7 protein-coding genes are annotated in these 17,122 nt (G+C 53.5%); all 7 read left to right on the top strand.

The annotated features are described in order from the left end of the window. The 7 genes from brxC to OE750_RS15450 all read left to right on the top strand — a co-directional run bounded on the left by brxC (window position 1) and on the right by OE750_RS15450 (window position 16,120). Window positions 1-3,504: a BREX system P-loop protein BrxC gene (brxC, locus tag OE750_RS15480; protein WP_263765218.1), complete on the top strand. Its 3,504-nt coding sequence runs from the start codon at window positions 1-3 to the stop codon at window positions 3,502-3,504. Next, window positions 3,504-6,956: a BREX-1 system adenine-specific DNA-methyltransferase PglX gene (gene pglX / locus OE750_RS15475; RefSeq protein WP_263765217.1), complete on the top strand. Its 3,453-nt coding sequence runs from the start codon at window positions 3,504-3,506 to the stop codon at window positions 6,954-6,956. Before brxC ends, pglX begins: the two co-directional genes overlap by 1 nt. Beyond that, window positions 6,956-9,466 carry a BREX-1 system phosphatase PglZ type A gene (gene pglZ, locus OE750_RS15470; RefSeq protein ID WP_263765216.1) on the top strand — a complete coding sequence of 837 codons (2,511 nt, stop codon included), beginning with the start codon at window positions 6,956-6,958 and terminating at the stop codon, window positions 9,464-9,466. The genes pglX and pglZ overlap by 1 nt, the downstream gene beginning before the upstream one ends. A 7-nt stretch (window positions 9,467-9,473) precedes the next feature. Then, window positions 9,474-11,555: a BREX system Lon protease-like protein BrxL gene (gene brxL / locus OE750_RS15465; RefSeq protein WP_412176235.1), complete on the top strand. Its 2,082-nt coding sequence runs from the start codon at window positions 9,474-9,476 to the stop codon at window positions 11,553-11,555. A 154-nt stretch (window positions 11,556-11,709) separates the two neighbouring features. Then, the gene (locus OE750_RS15460) at window positions 11,710-14,406 is read left to right on the top strand and encodes an ATP-binding domain-containing protein (RefSeq protein WP_263765214.1); all 2,697 of its coding nucleotides are present in this window, start codon (window positions 11,710-11,712) and stop codon (window positions 14,404-14,406) included. Between the two features lie 98 nt (window positions 14,407-14,504). Then, window positions 14,505-15,614, top strand: coding sequence for an ankyrin repeat domain-containing protein (locus tag OE750_RS15455; protein WP_263765213.1), 1,110 nt, complete (start codon window positions 14,505-14,507; stop codon window positions 15,612-15,614). Further along, complete coding sequence (locus OE750_RS15450; protein ID WP_263765212.1) at window positions 15,611-16,120, top strand: hypothetical protein; 510 nt, start codon at window positions 15,611-15,613, stop codon at window positions 16,118-16,120. The genes OE750_RS15455 and OE750_RS15450 overlap by 4 nt, the downstream gene beginning before the upstream one ends. Window positions 16,121-17,122 lie beyond the last annotated feature (1,002 nt).

Here is a 17,122-nt window from a genome sequence, read left to right as displayed (position 1 = left end):
ATGGCTACTCAACTGCGTGAAATTTTTGCCAAGCCTGTCGATCGCTCGATTGATGGGGTTATCAAGGCGGACGACATGGCAAGCCTGCTGACGGAATTGGATGAATACGTCATCACCAACGAAATCGGCGCACGGCTTGAGCAATTCCTTGAGGCCTACAACAACTATGAGACTGCAAATGGCGTCTGGATTTCTGGTTTTTTTGGGTCAGGTAAATCTCACCTCCTGAAGATGCTCGCGCTTCTGCTTGAAAATGATCCCGTGGAGGGGAAAAGCCCGTTCGATATCTTTGAAGGCAAGCTGGGTGACCGACCAATGCTTTCTGGAGCGCTGCGCAAAGCCGTGGCAATTCCTTCGAAATCGATCCTGTTCAATATTGATCAAAAGGCGGACGTCATTTCCAAGACGGATGTCGATGCGCTTTTGTCGGTGTTCCAGAAGGTTTTCGACGACATGTGCGGCTACTACGGAAAACTGCCGCATATCGCGCAATTTGAACGTGATCTTGACAGCCGTGGCAAATTCGATGCGTTCAAAGCGTCCTTCGAGGCCTCGGCAGGCAAGGCATGGGAGCGAGGCCGCGAGCAGGCGCTGATGGAGGGCAAGCACATATCGGCGGCTTTTGCCGAGGCTACTGGTGATGCGGCGCAGGATATCCTTGGGCAGTATCGCAAGGACACGAAAATTTCGATCGAAGACTTTGCGACGAAGGTCAAAGACTGGATTGACACTCAGGGGCCGAAATTCCGTTTGAATTTCTTTGTAGACGAGGTGGGTCAGTATATTGCTGACAACGTCAAACTGATGACCAACATGCAGACCATTGCAGAGAGCCTGAATACCAAATGCAAAGGTCAGGCATGGATTATCGTGACCGCACAGCAGGACATGGGATCGGTCATCGGAGATATGACCGCGCAGCAGGAGAACGACTTTTCCAAGATTCAGGCACGGTTTGCGCATCGGATGCCGCTGAATTCTCAAGATGTGGCGGAGGTGATCCAAAAACGGCTGTTGGCCAAAACAGACGCAGGGCAGATCACGCTGGGCAACCTGCATGACCAAGAAGAGAACAACCTGCGCACCTTGTTTGATTTTGGCGATGGCTCATACCGGTTCAAGAATTTTTCCAGCAAAGAACAATTCGTCTATAGCTACCCCTTTCCAAACTATCAGTATGATCTGTTTCAGCGGTCGATCATGGGGCTGTCGCAGCATAACGCGTTTGAGGGTAAGCATAGTTCGGTCGGGGAACGTTCTATGCTGGGCGTGTTCCAAGAGGTCGCAAAAAAGCTGGCGGATGCAACTGTGGGCGGACTGGCAACCTTTGATCTGATGTTTGAGGGCATTCGCACCGCGCTAAAGTCGACGGTTCAGCAATCCATCCAGATGGCAGAACGCAATCTCGGCGATGAGTTTGCCGTTCGCGTGCTGAAATCCCTATTTCTTGTGAAATACGTCAAGGAATTCAAACCGACCGTCAGAAACATCTCGATCCTGCTGTTGTCGCGCTTCGATACTGACCAGACCGAACAGCGCCGCAAAATCGAGGCTGCTCTTTCGCTTTTGGAACGCCAAACGCTGATCCAGCGCAACGGCGAGGTCTATGAATTCCTTACCAATGAGGAAAAAGACGTCGAGGCAGAAATCAAGAATATCCCGGTTGATCCCTCCGAGATCGAGAAACATCTTGATGAACTCGCCTATTCCACGATCCTGCGCCACTCCAAGATCCGGCATGGCGGCACAGGGTTTGATTATGCCTTCACCCGTAAGCTGGACGGCCACAGTCTGAACCGCGAATATGAACTGGCGGTCAATATCATCTCGCCCTTTAACGATGAGGCCGACGCGCCGGAGACCGTGCGAATGAACAGCATGTCTCGTGATGAAATGACGGTTCTGCTTGTCCGGGATGCCCGATTTACCCGGGATATGAACCTCTGGATACAGACGATCAAATTCGTAAAACAGGCCCGCAGTGGATCGGAAGAGCCCGGCCGTGACCGGATAATCGCGGAAAAAGGCGAACAAAACAGCCGTCGAGGCAAGGAGTTGGAATCTCGCATGCGCTCACTAATGGCGCAGGCCCGTCTGTTCGTGCGCGGCAGCGAGTTGGAAATTGGTGGTGATGATCCACAGGAACGGTTGGTCAAAGGTTTTCAGATTCTGGTCGACAAGGTCTACACCAGCCTGCCGATGCTGCGCGGCGTGGCTTATACCGAAGCCGATCTTGCCAAGGCTGGTCGCGTGGACGGTGGATTGTTCGGCGGTGAGGGTGACGGTCTAACCGAGGCCGAGCAGGAAGTGTTCAGCCACGCCCAGTCCCAAATGCGGCTTGGGCTGAAGGTGTCCGTCAAGGCCATGATCGAGAAGTTCGGTGGCAAACCTTATGGTTGGCCGTCTATTGCAGTGCTTTGCCTGACGGCCAGTCTTGCGGCTCGTGGCAAAATCGAGGCCCGCGCTGACAGCACGCCGCTTGAAGGCGACGCTCTTTTGCAAGCTCTGCGCAACAGTAATAAGCTCGCTAACATCCTGTTGTCACCGCAAGCTGAATTCACGCCGCCTCAAATCCGCAAATCCCGCGAGATATTTCAGGAACTGTTCGACATTCCGTCATCGGGGTCAGATGCCCGCACGCTTGGTGCAGAATGGATCCAAGCCGTGCGTAAGCTGGCTGTTGAACTCGACACCCTCACACGTCAAACCGCGCAATACCCATTTGTGGCGGCATTGGAGCCGTTACACCAGAAAATCACAGGGATGCGGGATCAATCGCCGACTTGGTTCATCACCGGGCCGTTGGACCAGGAAGATGCTTTGCTGGATGCCAAACAGGATATCCTCGACAAAATTCGCAGCTTTATGGGTGGCAAACAGCGTATGATTTATGACGATGTGCGCGGCTTCGTAGCGGCGCAGGAGGTGAACCTGCCATATGCCGATCCGAAAGCCGCAGAAAAACTTCATGCCGCCCTAACTGATCCCGATTGCTACAAAGGCACGGTCATCCAGAACCTCAAGGCCGATTTCTATACGCTGAAAGAGGGGATCGAACAGGCCGTCCTAACCGAACGCAATAGCGTGATCACGGCGATTGACGATGTGGCGAAAAAGGTTTTCCAGACCTCGGAATTCGCAGCCCTAACTCCTGAACAGCAGGACAGCATCCGCCAAGGCCTTGAGGCGCATAAGGCGCGGCTGGAAAGCCAAACCCATATTGCTGTATTAAGGGATCGTGGCACTGGTGTGCGCAACAATCTGTTGGCCGATACGCTGAACCGGATCGGTGCGTTGCAAAATCCGTCTGATCCTTACCCTGAACCCGACTCGATCAAGGGCGACCTGCAAGAGCCCGCTGCGACCTTCATAAAGGCGCAGACCATTCCCGTCTCCTTCGACAAATCCTACCTTGAGGATGCCGCCGACGTGGATCGCTATCTCGATGAAATGAAAAAGACCCTGCTGGCTGAAATCGGCTCGGGCAAAAAGGTGCTTGTCTGATGGATACCAACGCGCTCAAAAAGTTCGCCCAAGGCGCTCGCAATCTGCTGATTGATCAGGTCACCGCCAAACTGGATCTGGTGCTGGACGAGGCCGCCCCTGCGCGCCGTGAACACCCCGCTGCGATCAAAGCGCTGGAAGGGGCCATTCCCACCAGCAGCCAGCAGCAGGTCATCGAACAGGTCGCCTATACGTGGTTCAACCGCTTTACCGCGCTGCGCTTTATGGATGCCAGCGGGCTGACCAATCCGCGCGTTGTCTCCCCCGCCGATGGCGCCACACGGCCCGAGATCTTGTCTGAGGCGATGGCAGGCAACCTGCCGGACAATGCCACGCCCCACATCACCGAACTGCTGCAAGGCACGCGTCAGGCCCATGATCCACAGGCCGAGGCATATCGCCTGCTGCTGATCCACGCCTGCCACGACTGGCACAACGTGATGCCTTGGCTGTTCGAGACGCTGGATGACTACACCGAACTGCTGATGCCCGATGATCTTCTTTCGCAAACCTCTATCCTTGCCCGCCTGCGCGATGTGATGACCGAAGAAGCCTGTGAGGATGTCGAGATCATCGGCTGGCTCTACCAGTTCTACATCTCTGAGAAGAAGGACCAGGTCTTCGCGGGCCTCAAGAAGAACGTCAAAATCACGGCCGAGAATATCCCCGCCGCGACGCAGCTGTTCACCCCTCATTGGATCGTCCGCTATCTGGTGGAGAACTCGCTTGGGCGGCTCTGGCTGCTGAACCGGCCCGATAGCGATCTTGCGTCCAGGATGGAGTATTACATCGCGCCGGAAGAGCCCGAGACGGATTTTCTGCGCATTGAGCGCCCCGAGGATATCCGCATCTGCGATCCCGCCGCCGGGTCGGGGCATATGCTGACCTATGCCTTTGATCTGCTGTATGAGATTTACGCCGAAGAAGGCTATGAACCCGCCGCGATCCCCGAACTGATCCTGACGCACAACCTGACGGGGGTAGAGATTGACGACCGCGCGGGCGCGCTGGCGGCCTTTGCGCTGGCGATGAAGGCAGCGGCCAAGTTGGGGCGGCGGCGGTTCCTGCGGATGGCGGCCAAGCCCGACATCTGCGTGTTGCAGAACGTGAGCTTTACGCCTGCCGAGATGCAAGACGTTGCCGCCGTGGTGGGCAAGGATCTGTTCACCGATGAGCTGCGCGAGACGCTGGGCCAGTTCGAGCAGGCCAAGAACTTCGGCTCGCTGATCGTGCCTAAACTGCGCGACCCGGCAGAGACTCTGCGGGTGGTCGAGGCACGGGACTTTGGCGGCGATCTGCTGCTGAAGGAGGTGCAGGCGCGCGTTGTCGCCGTGCTGCGCATGGCCGAGGCGCTGTCGTCGAAGTATCACGTGGTGGTGGCCAACCCGCCGTATATGGGCGTGACTGGTGCCAACAAACTGCTCAAGAGGTTTGTTTACGAAGAGTATTCTGACTATAAGTCCGATCTTTTTTCTGCTTTCGTTTCGCGCTCAACAGAGCTTCTGGTGGAGAAGGGAATTTGTGGGCAAATGACACCTTTTGTCTGGATGTTTATTTCCGCTCACTCCAAGCTGAGAGATCTTCTTTATAAAGAGAATACGTTGCTGACTCTGGTGCGACCATCCTACACAGCGTTCTTTCAGTCCGCTATCGTGCCAATTTGTGCTTACATCGCCAAAAGATCGAACTCTCCAGATTTCAAGGCAACATACTTCGATCTCGGCTATTTGGGAAACGCGACGGAGCAACCTGAGCGCTTTAAGAAAGCAAAAAAGGGCCATTTGAAAGATGGTCGTTTCTCGAAAACTTCTCGTGAAATCCGAACGATTCCTGGGGCTCCGGTTGCTTACTGGGTTGGCGACAAAACAATCGCGGCATTCAGAGATCAACCAGACCTGAAAGCCTCTTATGAGGTGCGTTCGGGCATAATGACCGGCAACGACTCCGAATTTCTTCGAACTTGGCATGAAGTGGCTCTATCGGAGATCGAGTTTGGCTTGAGCCATAGCTCACAGATGACCAGAAGATTCTTCCCAATGAGCAAAGGAGGCAGTTTCCGTCGTTGGTTTGGAAATCAAAGTCACGTCATCAACCTTTGGAACAATGCGGAAGACATTAAATCTTCAGGGTTGAACTTTGCTTTACGCGATGATCGGCTTTACTTCCGCCCTTTCGTGACTTGGTCGCGGATAACATCGAGCAATGTTGGCTTCAGGTTTAATCCAACTGGGGTTTTGTTTTCAGATGCAGGGCCTGGAATATTTGCAGAAGGGGATTGTCAGCGCGTGATTGCACTTGCCAACTCAAAGGTTGCTACTCACTTCTTAAATTCTCTCAACCCAACGCTGAATTTTCAGACAAGTGATATTGGTCGAATCCCTTTGATTGACGTAGTCGCCGAGGAAACAGCACGAAGCCTTGTCAGTTTGTCGCGTGGGGACTGGGACGCCTACGAAACCTCCTGGGATTTCACCACGCTCCCGCTGCTCTCGCCCAATCACCGGGGCGAGACGCTGGAAGACAGTTACGCCACCCTCCGCACCCATTGGCAATCCATGACGGACGAGATGCAGCGGCTGGAGGAAGAGAACAACCGCATCTTCATCGACGCCTATGGTCTGCAAGACGAGCTGACCCCAGAGGTGCCGCTCAACGAGATCACCCTCACCTGCAACCCCGCCTATCGCTATGGCGTGAAGGGCACCGAGGACGACCGTGAAACCCGCCTGCGCGCCGACACCATGGCCGAGTTCCTCTCCTACGCGGTGGGCTGCATGTTCGGGCGTTACAGCCTCGACGCGCCGGGCCTGATCCTCGCCAATCAAGGCGAGACGCTGCAAGACTACCTCGCCCGCGTGCCCGAACCGCAATTCATGCCGGACGAGGATAACGTGATCCCTGTGCTGGATGGCGATTGGTTCCCCGATGACATCACCGAACGCTTCCGCACCTTCCTGCGCGTGACGTTTGGCGATGACAAATTCCGCGAAAACCTCAGCTTTATCGAAGACGCCTTGGGCAAGGACATCCGCAAGTATTTCACCAAGGATTTCTATACCGACCATGTGAAGCGCTATAAGAAGCGCCCGATCTATTGGATGTTCTCCTCGCCCAAGGGCAGTTTCAACGCACTGGTCTATCTGCACCGCTATCGTCCCGACACGGTGTCGGTTGTGCTGAACGAATACCTGCGCGAATTCATCACCAAGCTGACGGCAGAACGCGCATCGCTGGAAAAGCTGGCCGATGATCCAACCGCCACGCAAAGCCAGCGCACCAAGGCGATGAAGGCCGTGGGCGCAGTGATCAAGCAGATCGACGAGTTGACCGACTGGGAACGCGATGTGGTGTTCCCGATGGCGCAGGCCAAGATCGACATTGATCTGGATGACGGGGTAAAGGCGAATTACCCCAAGTTCGCCGGTGCTGTGAAGAAGATCGTGGGCCTATGATGAATGACCGCATCAAAGCGGGCCTGCTGCGCCTCTATGAGGATCAGGGCCACCGGATTGTGTTCTGGTATGACACGCAGCGCGAGTTGCGCGAGGCGTTCGAGGCTGTTGAGTTGGAGGGTGTCGAGAAGGTCGAGATCGCCAACAATGAGTTCGGGTTGAAATACCGGATGCTGCGCCAAGAACCCAAGGCGCGGTTTCTGGTGTTCCACGACGGGCCGGAACCCGAAATGGCGGACAACTGGCTGCTTGATTTGCAACTCGCCACCGCTGTCTTCCGCGCCGATCAGGCCGCGATTTGGGTCGCCGAGCTGGGCATCCCCGCGCAATACGAAGCCGCAGTGCGCGACCACGCCGATTTCTACAAATCCGGCAAGCGTTTGGCCGCCCTGCGTGCGTTGGAGCAAGAGAAGCCCTCGCAAAGCGCCAACGAGATCCGCCGGAAAATGCTGGCCGTCTGCGCCGGGGCCGATGGTGATCTGGACACGGTGATCGAGGCGATGCTGGGGGAGTTGGCTGAAAAGGCCGACGACACCCTGCGCCTGATAGAGCGCGCTCATCTGACTGAATTTTTCTGGAAGGAAGTCGCCGCACACTATGGCTACACCGCGTCTGAACCGGACTTCCAAGACTTCGCCATCGCCTTGTTCGACAGCGCTTGGACCCGCGCAATGGGCGACCCCGCCCGGCTGACCGCCCACGCAGCCCTGATGTTCAAACGCTGGACCAATGCGCGACGGTCCGGCGAGGCGTTCGAGGTGCTGTCCGCTGAATATCAAGACGTGTTGAGCATCAGAGATGATCTGACCGCCCGCGACTTCCGCAGCCTGATGCCGCATGACCACTTTGAGGCCATCGACCGCCAGATCATCGTCTCTATCGTGGACGCCATGGCAAAACAGACAGTTCCGGCTGGCGATGTGCTAAAATGGGTCCGCGCACGCAAGCAAAGCCACTGGTATGACCGTTACGCCGACATCTATCAGGCCATCGGCTTTGCCACGGAGTTTCAACAGGCGCTGGCCGAGGCGACCCTGACGATCACCAGCGTATCGGACGGCGTGAAACGATATGCCGCCAGTTGGTTCCGCATCGATCAACTCTACCGCAACTTTATCTATCACATGCAAAAGAGCGGCCAGGCGGGCCTGTTGGCAGCGCTCTACGAGGCCGTCGAGAACCGCTACACGACTAATTTTGTCTTGGCCCTCAACGATGCGTGGCAGGATCAGGTGAACCGACTAACCGATTGGAATATCCCCGGTTTCCCGCGCCAAGCTGAGTTCTACACCCAGCAAGCCGCCGAATATCGGCGCAAGGATCAGAAGGTTGTCGTCATCATCTCGGACGCTCTGCGATATGAGGTGGCGGAGGAAACGCTGCGCGAAATTCGCAAGCAAAACCGGTTCGACGCGGATCTAAAACCGATGATTTCATCCTTACCCAGCTACACCCAGTTGGGAATGGCGGCGCTGTTGCCGCATAAGTCGCTGTCCTTCAAGGACGAGAGCGATCTCGTGCTGGCTGACAGCGAAAGCACGCAAGGGGCCGCTGCGCGCGAGAAGGTGCTGAGCACGGGGCGTGCCGGTGACCGCGCGAAGGTCATTAAGGCGGATGAGTTCATGAACATGCCTGGTAGCGACGCCAAAGATATGTTTCGCGATCATGATATCGTCTACCTCTACCACAACCAAATTGACGCGGTCGGTGACAAGATCGCCACCGAAGAAAATGTGCCCGCAGCAGCGCAAGCGACTGTTGAATACTTGGTAAAACTGGTTCGCAAGCTGACTTCGGCCAATTTCTCGAACATCCTGATTACCGCCGATCACGGTTTCCTCTGGCAACACCGTGCGTTGGATGAGAGTGATTTTTCTTTGGCGGAACCTGCTGGAGACAGCATTACCTTCCGTAACCGGCGGTTCGTTATCGGGCGTGGTCTTGGGGTGAGTTCGGGTATGAAAACCTTCACCGCCGAACAATTGGGAATGGACGGGGATCAGGAGATTCTGATCCCGAATTCAATCAATCGCCTGCGGGTGAAAGGATCTGGCAGCCGTTTTGTGCATGGGGGGGCGAGTCTGCAAGAAATTGTTATTCCGATCTTGCGGGTCGGAAAACAGCGAAAAGAAGATGTCGCGCAGGTCTCGGTTCAGATCATCCCCCCACAAAAAGCGCAGATTACCACGGGGCAAATCCAGATTACGTTCTGGCAAGACAATCCGGTTACTGAAAAGTTGCAAGCGCGCACTTTGCGCGCGGGCATCTACGCGGCAGATGGCACCGCGATTTCCGATGAGGTCGACCTCGACTTTGATTTCACATCGGACAATTCCCGCGAACGGGAAATGCCACGCAGCTTCCTGCTGACCCGCGAGGCCGAGGGCTATAACAACCAGACGGTCTTTTTAAAATTGCGTGCGCGTATCGGCAAGACCAGCCACTATGATGACCACGCCAGCCAACCCTTGCAATTAAAGCGCGCGAGTGGCGCTGAACTGGATTTTTGAGGCCCCGATGAGCATATTAGATGACAAAATCAATGAACATTTCGCAGGCTATGTGGTCCGCAAGGATCTGGTGAAAGCCGTAAAGGGCAATGCAATCGTGCCCACCTACGTTCTGGAATATCTCCTTGGTCAATATTGCGCGACCGATGATGAAGCTTCCATCGCCACCGGCATTGAGACGGTAAAAGACATCCTGCGGAAGCATTACGTTCACCGTTCCGAGGCCGGGCTGGTTCAGTCTACGATCAAGGAAAAAGGGCGCTACAAAGTTATTGATCAGGTTAGCGTGGCTTTGAATGAGAAGACTGACGCCTATGAGGCGGTGTTCGAAAGCCTTGGGGTCAAGCGTGTCGCCATTGATGCTGCCACTGTTAAGGCACATCCTAAGCTACTGGTTACGGGCGTCTGGTGCATTGCCGATGTGCAATATGAATTTTCCGAGGATAACCGGATCTCACCATGGATCGTTGATACGTTGAAGCCGATCCAGATTGCGCGTGTCGACTATGACGCTTACCGTCAGACGCGCGATCAATTCACTACCGAGGAATGGATTGATCTTCTGATGCAGAGCATCGGTTTCGATCCGGAAGCCTTTGGCCGGCGCTCCAAGCTGTTGCAGCTAATGCGCCTGATCCCTTTTGTGGAGCGCAATTACAACATCATCGAGCTGGGCCCCAAGGGGACGGGTAAGTCGCACATCTATTCGGAATTCTCACCTCATGGTCAGCTGATCTCGGGCGGGGAAATCACGGTGCCGAAGTTGTTCGTCAACAATTCGAACGGACGGATAGGTCTCGTTGGATATTGGGATGTTGTGGCCTTTGACGAGTTTGCCGGACGTGAAAAGACGGCCAACAAGGCGCTGGTCGACATCATGAAGAACTATATGGCGAACAAGCAGTTTTCACGTGGGGTCAATCCCATGGGCGCCGAGGCCAGTTTCGCCTTCGTAGGCAATACCGATCACAACGTTCCTTGGATGCTCAAGAACAGCGATCTGTTCGAAGCCTTGCCGCCCCAGTTCCACGACAGCGCATTTATCGACCGCTTGCATGCCTATTTGCCGGGATGGGAAGTCGACATTATCCGAGGGCAAATGTTCACGTCAGGCTACGGCTTCATCGTTGATTACTTGGCCGAGATACTACGTCATTTACGTGCCGAAGACTTTTCAAACAGGCCTAATCGCTTTTTTTCCGTGCCAGTCCAGACCCATATCCGCGACCGTGCCGCGATCGACAAGACCATGTCCGGTCTTTTGAAGCTGATTTTTCCAAATGGCGGAGAAACGGAAGACGAGGTCGAAGAGCTTCTGCGCTTGGCCATTGAAAGCCGCAAGCGGGTGAAAGACCAGTTGCTTCGTATCGATAACACCTTTGAGAAGGCAGACTTTTACTATGTTGGTGCGGATGGTGCAAAGCGGAAAGTCACTACCTTAGAGGAAGAAGAGTATCCCCAGTTCTATCATCGAAGGCCTACTGGTGAAGATGAAGAGGTCATCTTGCACGAGGACGCCGAGGCGCCGACAGAGCGAACAGATACAGGCTTAGAAGGCGATACGGTAACGGCGCCTGACGCACAGCCCAAAGCCTTCGCCCCGAAACCTGGACACATCGTGTTTAATGAAAATCGCAAGGGAATTAGTTTCGACAAGATATTTGGCCCATGGACGGATGGCGCCAGCCGGATCACGATCACTGATCCCTATATCCGAAAGTTCCACCAAGCGCGGAACGTTATGGAGTTCATCGAAATGCTAATCCGCCGCAAGGCACCTGAAGATCAGGTCGCCGTGCATCTGATGACTGCACCGGACGATGGTAATATTCAGGAACAACGTGAATGTCTGGACGGTGTTGCCGAAGCCTGCACAGATACAGGGGTTGATTTTACCTGGGCCTTTGATGGCACGGGATCCATGCATGCTCGTGACATCAGCACGGATACTGGCTGGAAGATGGTGCTTGACCGCGGGTTGGACATCTTCCAACCGACCCCGCGCAAAACGAACGGCTTCTCTTTGGGCGAAAGGATGCAGGAACACAGGATGATCAAGGGGTTTTATGTGACGTATGTCAGTTCTTAGTGTTTATGGAAAACTGTCTCGCCATTCGGCCTTGCTGAAATTGACAGACCCCGCCAACAATACTTTTGAAATGACGTAAATAGATTTGGTCAATGCTGCAGGTTTCTCTAAATTACCGTTCGGCGTTGAGAGTTTAATGAAAAAAGAGAAATAAATGATCGATGCCAGCCAGAAAGATGATGTTGTTCGGATATCAAGCGATACTTTAAGCACATTGACCGAATTGGCAGCAGCCGCTCGAACGCGACTTGAAGGAAACCGTTCATCGGGCGCGGAGGCTTTCGCAAGCATCAATACATTCACTTCGGGTGGAGCATTAAGATCACTCGACAACATCGACGATGAGCGCATGCGTAGCTTGATCTCATTCGCTCGAGAACCTGCAATCGCAAGAGTCGTTGTTCTACGTGATGATGGTGAAACGGTTACCTATTACATCTGCAGAAATACAGCCGAAAGCTTTGGCAACTCGAATTACCGTCTTGCCGGTCGCAATTCCCCCGCTGGTCGCTTGGCGTCTCTTGCTGTCGGCGATGACTTTGAATTGCGCCTCCCAAACGGCGAACTTTCCGTAACGGTGCAGGAAAAAGGGATTCTGTATCCGCTTTTTGCGCACGAAACTTGGGATTCGCGTGACTCAGTATTGTCGGCAGACTCCTATGGCACGATCACGATTCCATCGATGCGTCAACTTTTGGATGATGCTGGCACCGGATCCCTGATCGATGAGGATATTCTTAGCCATATCCTTTCAGAGGCTCAGCACGCTGATAAAATCATCGAAGGTATAAAGCGCACCGTCATCACAAAAATGGGCCTGCGGGATCAGCCGATCCTAGACCGCTACCAAGACGAAATATTTCGTCTGCCACTACAGAAGCAACTATTGATTATCGGCCCGCCAGGAACTGGAAAGACCACAACACTTATTCGCCGACTCGGTCAGAAGTTGGATGTAGTCTACCTCGAAGACGATGAGAGACGCATTGTGTCAGGCACGGAAGCTGAAACCATGCTCCCGCATAGGGACAGTTGGATGATGTTTACTCCGACAGAACTGTTGAAGCAGTATCTGAAAGAGGCCTTTGCGCGCGAGGGCATAGCGGCCCCGGACCAAAGGATATCTACTTGGGAGCGATATCGTCTGGAGCTTGCACGCAACCATTTCCGAATTCTGAAATCAAGCGGAGGAAGTGGTGCCTTCGTCCAACAACGTGCTGCCCAAATATTACTTTCTGACACAATTACTGGGCAAGCTATTTGGTTTGAGGATTTTGATGAATGGCAGGTTGAAGATTTCTGGTCCGGCTTAAACACCGCTGCTGAAACTTTAAAAAAATCTGTGCGCAAAGAGATTTCGCGATTTGGTGTTGACGCTGATAAAGTATTAAAAAAGCTACGTCGATCGACCACAGCTAGCGCTCTTCTTGAGCTGGTCCGCTTTTCCAACGACGTGCAAGTGCCTCTGGCTACTTTGCGGTCGGAAACCGATGATCGAATTCGTCGACACATCACTTTACGTCTAAATCATGATCGCGAGCTCCTTAAAGATTTTGCGCGGTTCCTCGACACGCTTGCTTCTGAGGAAGATTCTGAGGAGGGAGACGGAGATGAGGATGAGGAACTCGCGACTGCACCGACACCGGTCGCAAAAGCACTGGTAGCATTTACCGCGAATATCCGGAGCCAGGCACTCGCTGCCGCGTCTGGGCGGCAGGTGCCAAAAGGTGGACGCACTGGAAAAATCGCTGCTTGGATTGGCGATCGAACAATGGAACGAGGCGAACTGAGCGAGATAGGCGGCAGCCTCCAACTTCAAACTGCTTTTCGGAGATTTGTCAGTCCTATACGACGCTATATCAATGGGTTGCCCACGAGATATAGGCGTTTCCGTCGGACTAGATTGGCTGAGTCTCATTGGTATGATGTCGGAGCCGCATCTGCGACGGATGCGCATCCTTTGGAAGTTGATCTGATGCTTGCGAGCGCACTCAGCGTTTTGGCAGAGGTAGTAGCGCACCCCTCGGCGGCGCGGCTTCAAGATGACGCCTCTCTTCAGCCAGTCCGGCAATATCTTGAGCTTGTCCGCAATCAGATTATGGTTGATGAAGCGACGGATTTCTCGCCGCTTCAGTTGCGTAGCATGGCCGCGCTTTCGAACCCGGCAATCCAGTCATTCTTCGCTTGCGGAGATTTCAATCAACGCATTACTGAATGGGGTAGTCGGTCGAATGATGACATAAACTGGGCTGTCCCCGGTATTGACGTCCGACCTATCGAGGTTACCTATCGCCACAGTCGGCAGCTCAGCCACTTGGCGACAGAAATCGTGCGCCTGTGTTCCGGCCAAATGGTGGAAGTTACCCTGCCCAAGGACGTCAATAGCGACGGTATTGAGCCAGTGCTTGCCATGAATCTAAGTGACCGGACTGCCATCGCAGATTGGCTTACCAAACGCTTGGTGGAAATCGAAAGCCTTACTGCACCGCTTCCCTCTGTTGCTATTCTGGTCAACAACGAACAAGAAGTCGGCCCTCTTGCCGAGATGCTGCGTGAACGAGTCGAAATACATAACATGAATGTCGTTCCGTGCCATGAGGGCCAATTCGCGGGGCAAAATAACGATATCCGAGTTTTTGATGTTCAACACATCAAAGGCTTGGAGTTTGAAGCCGTGTTTTTTGTTAGTGTTGACGACTTGGCCAAGCAACTTCCTGAATTGTTTGATAAATACCTTTACGTTGGAACCACTAGGGCAGCTACCTATTTAGGGCTGACATGTCATGGAGAAACATTGCCTGCCAAACTCGCACCAATTGAACCCCTGTTTAGCAACAGGTTTGTTGTCTGAAAACTGAAATATTAGAACAGCTCCAGTGGAACCCAAAACAGCCACTTATAGAAACTTCATAATATTTGAAACGAAAATTTGCGGAGGGTCTAGCGACTATGAAAGACGGTAAACACAGCGACGGCGGCGAGAGCCTGGCCGATCAATTTATCGAAGCCTTGAAGAAGGGATTTGCGAACGAGGCCTCGAAGATAGCCGCCAATCCGGAGTTCGACCCTAATGCGCAAACAGGAATTTCTCTCACTGTCGCTGTCGAGTTAGGATATCTAGGTATTGCAACCCGACTTGTCACTTTGGGAGCGAACCCGAACCTTGGTGCAGATTGCCGCAAGGGCGCACTCGTTCTTGCACTTGAGAACGAACATTTTGAACTTGCTGATCTGATGCTTCAGCATGGCGCTGAAATCTCCGCGCGAGATCATCGGGGTTGGACACCATTAATTTGGGCTTCGATCAAGGGCTATAAGCATATCGTAGAATATCTGATCGAAAACGGTGCAGACCTTCACATTTGTTCAGACGACGGGTGGAACGCCGTGACTGGCGCGTTTTTCAAACAACATACCGCGATTGTGGACTTTTTGACGGAGAACGGCGCAAACTTCGGCCGGAAATTTAAGGAAGCAGCCTTGTTGTCGGCTTACGAGCACGGTTCGCTTGATACTGTTCGATTCCTGATCGCGGATGGCGTGAACGTCAATGTCGGTGCTGCTGACGCGCAGCCATTGTTGATCTCGGTGATCGGAAGGGGTGACGATGATATTCTAGATCTGATGCTTGATGCCGGAGCAGACATCAACATCCGTGACAAAGAAGGAAATCCAGCGCTTCTAAACGCAATAATGGTCGCCCAAGATGAATGCGCAATGCGCCTCATCGAACGTGGTGCGTCGGTGAATGTAAAAGGACCAAAATGGGCACCGATTCATGCAGCTGCAGACCGTGGCCGCGTGGACTTGTGCAAAGCGTTGCTAGAGGCAGATGCATCGGTGGATCATCTGGCTGCTAAGAAACGCAGTGCGTTGATGCAGGCGTCGGAGCGGAAACATACGGCTGTTGTTGAGTTACTTCTTGAAAACGGTGCCGACCCGAACCTTAGCGATACAGAAAGCAAATCGGCGCTCGATTTTTCTTATGACCGTCAGGGGATTACGCGGGTGAATACAAACTGCACTGAACTTTTGAAGCGCTACGGAGCTGTTTCTTGAACATCGTCGATCACGACGTTTTTGAAGCGGTGCGTCGCGGGTATAACTCCCTCGAAACCGCTTCGAACGACGAGATCATCGACTATTTCGCTACTGTTGATCCGGCTTCGACAGTTGGCCACATGAGCAACATAAAAGGCATCCTGTTCGAGCAGGAGTATGTTGAAGCTCTGGCAGTCCAAGGTATTGAGGCTGCGATGTTTGAAGCAACCAACCACCCGGTCACGGACATCATGGTGTTCGGCGGTCTTGACGGTGTCTCCGAGATACAGCTGAAAGCAACGGATTCGTTAAGTTATGTAACGGCAGCAATGGCAGAAGATCCGGAAGTTCTCTTCGCCGTAACATCAGAGATTGCCGCTGAGCTTGGAACTGGCGTGGTAATCGACGCCGGTATCGAGAATGCCACTCTCGAACTGGCTGTCGGGGAGACACTATTTGGCGAAACTGTTAACCCAATTGGTGCATTCTCCTTACTGAGGTTTCTCATCGGAATTCCGTTTTAGAGGGTTTGTTAGGCAGATGGCCTGCAGGCGTTCTTTTAAATCATGCACCGAAGTCGGGGTGGACAACGGCGGTTGCGCACTCCCGCAACCAACAGTTCAAGAGATAATTTGCTACACATTGCGCTACACATTCTGGCGTGTGGGTTTAACTTAAGTTATTGATTTATAACAAAATTATACTGCACCCGATTAAGTGGTGGCAGACTTCGTCTCCGCCACCAAAAGCCGCACAGTAAGTTACATGGCTGTTAGAGCCAAATCTTGGAGAGTGGTTGTGAGGCTCAGCCATAGCTCTTCTGGATCGCTATGCCTTCCGCTACACAGCGGCGCTTTTTGGATGGGCTAGGTGGCTGTGATGAAATGTGGGAAGACTTAGCGTTTGAGCAAGCGTGCTCCGTCACCGTATTTTTGGGCCGAAACTCGCAAGATTTTTACAACCACCTGCAATGGATCGCTGAAGGCGCGGGTTTGCGCTGGGCACCCGCAGCGCCGAGAGGGAGCAAAAGGCGAGGGGGGTATCTGGGCGCAACTCATATCAGTGGAGGCTCTGCGGCGGGAGCAATTCTTATCGGCTTCGCTCTGGCGCAGTGCCTCGCGTGAACAGACCAGACGCTCCTAATGTCTGAATAATTGGATTGCGCGGCCTCTTCGGCTGGAGTGGCCGGTTCCAGATGTATGGATATGGGGGTGTTGCTTTGTCGGGTTCGCCGCGCCCTATGTAGGCTTTGTATGAGATGTGGTGATTGGTATGATCGAATCTGAAATACCGACAAATACTGGTCACGGGGCCGATTCCTTTCTCGTATCGCAATATCTGCAACGATTTTCGTTTATCATTGCGTGTGAGCCTCTCCTTTTTCGTGTGCGCTGAGAGGGGGAAGTGCCTTGTGAATAAAGGTATCTCTCCGGTCAATTCGGGGATTATTAAAAAAAAGACAGATTTATGAAAAAAGGGGTTGCGGGTATTGGCTACTAACCTTAGAACCCACTTCACCGGCGGCG

Origin of the sequence: Lentibacter sp. XHP0401, from assembly GCF_025751535.1 — a bacterium.
Taxonomy (GTDB): Bacteria; Pseudomonadota; Alphaproteobacteria; order Rhodobacterales; family Rhodobacteraceae; genus Lentibacter.
The sequence above is the reverse complement of the archived record's forward strand: the minus strand, read 5'-3'. Positions and strand labels throughout refer to the sequence as shown.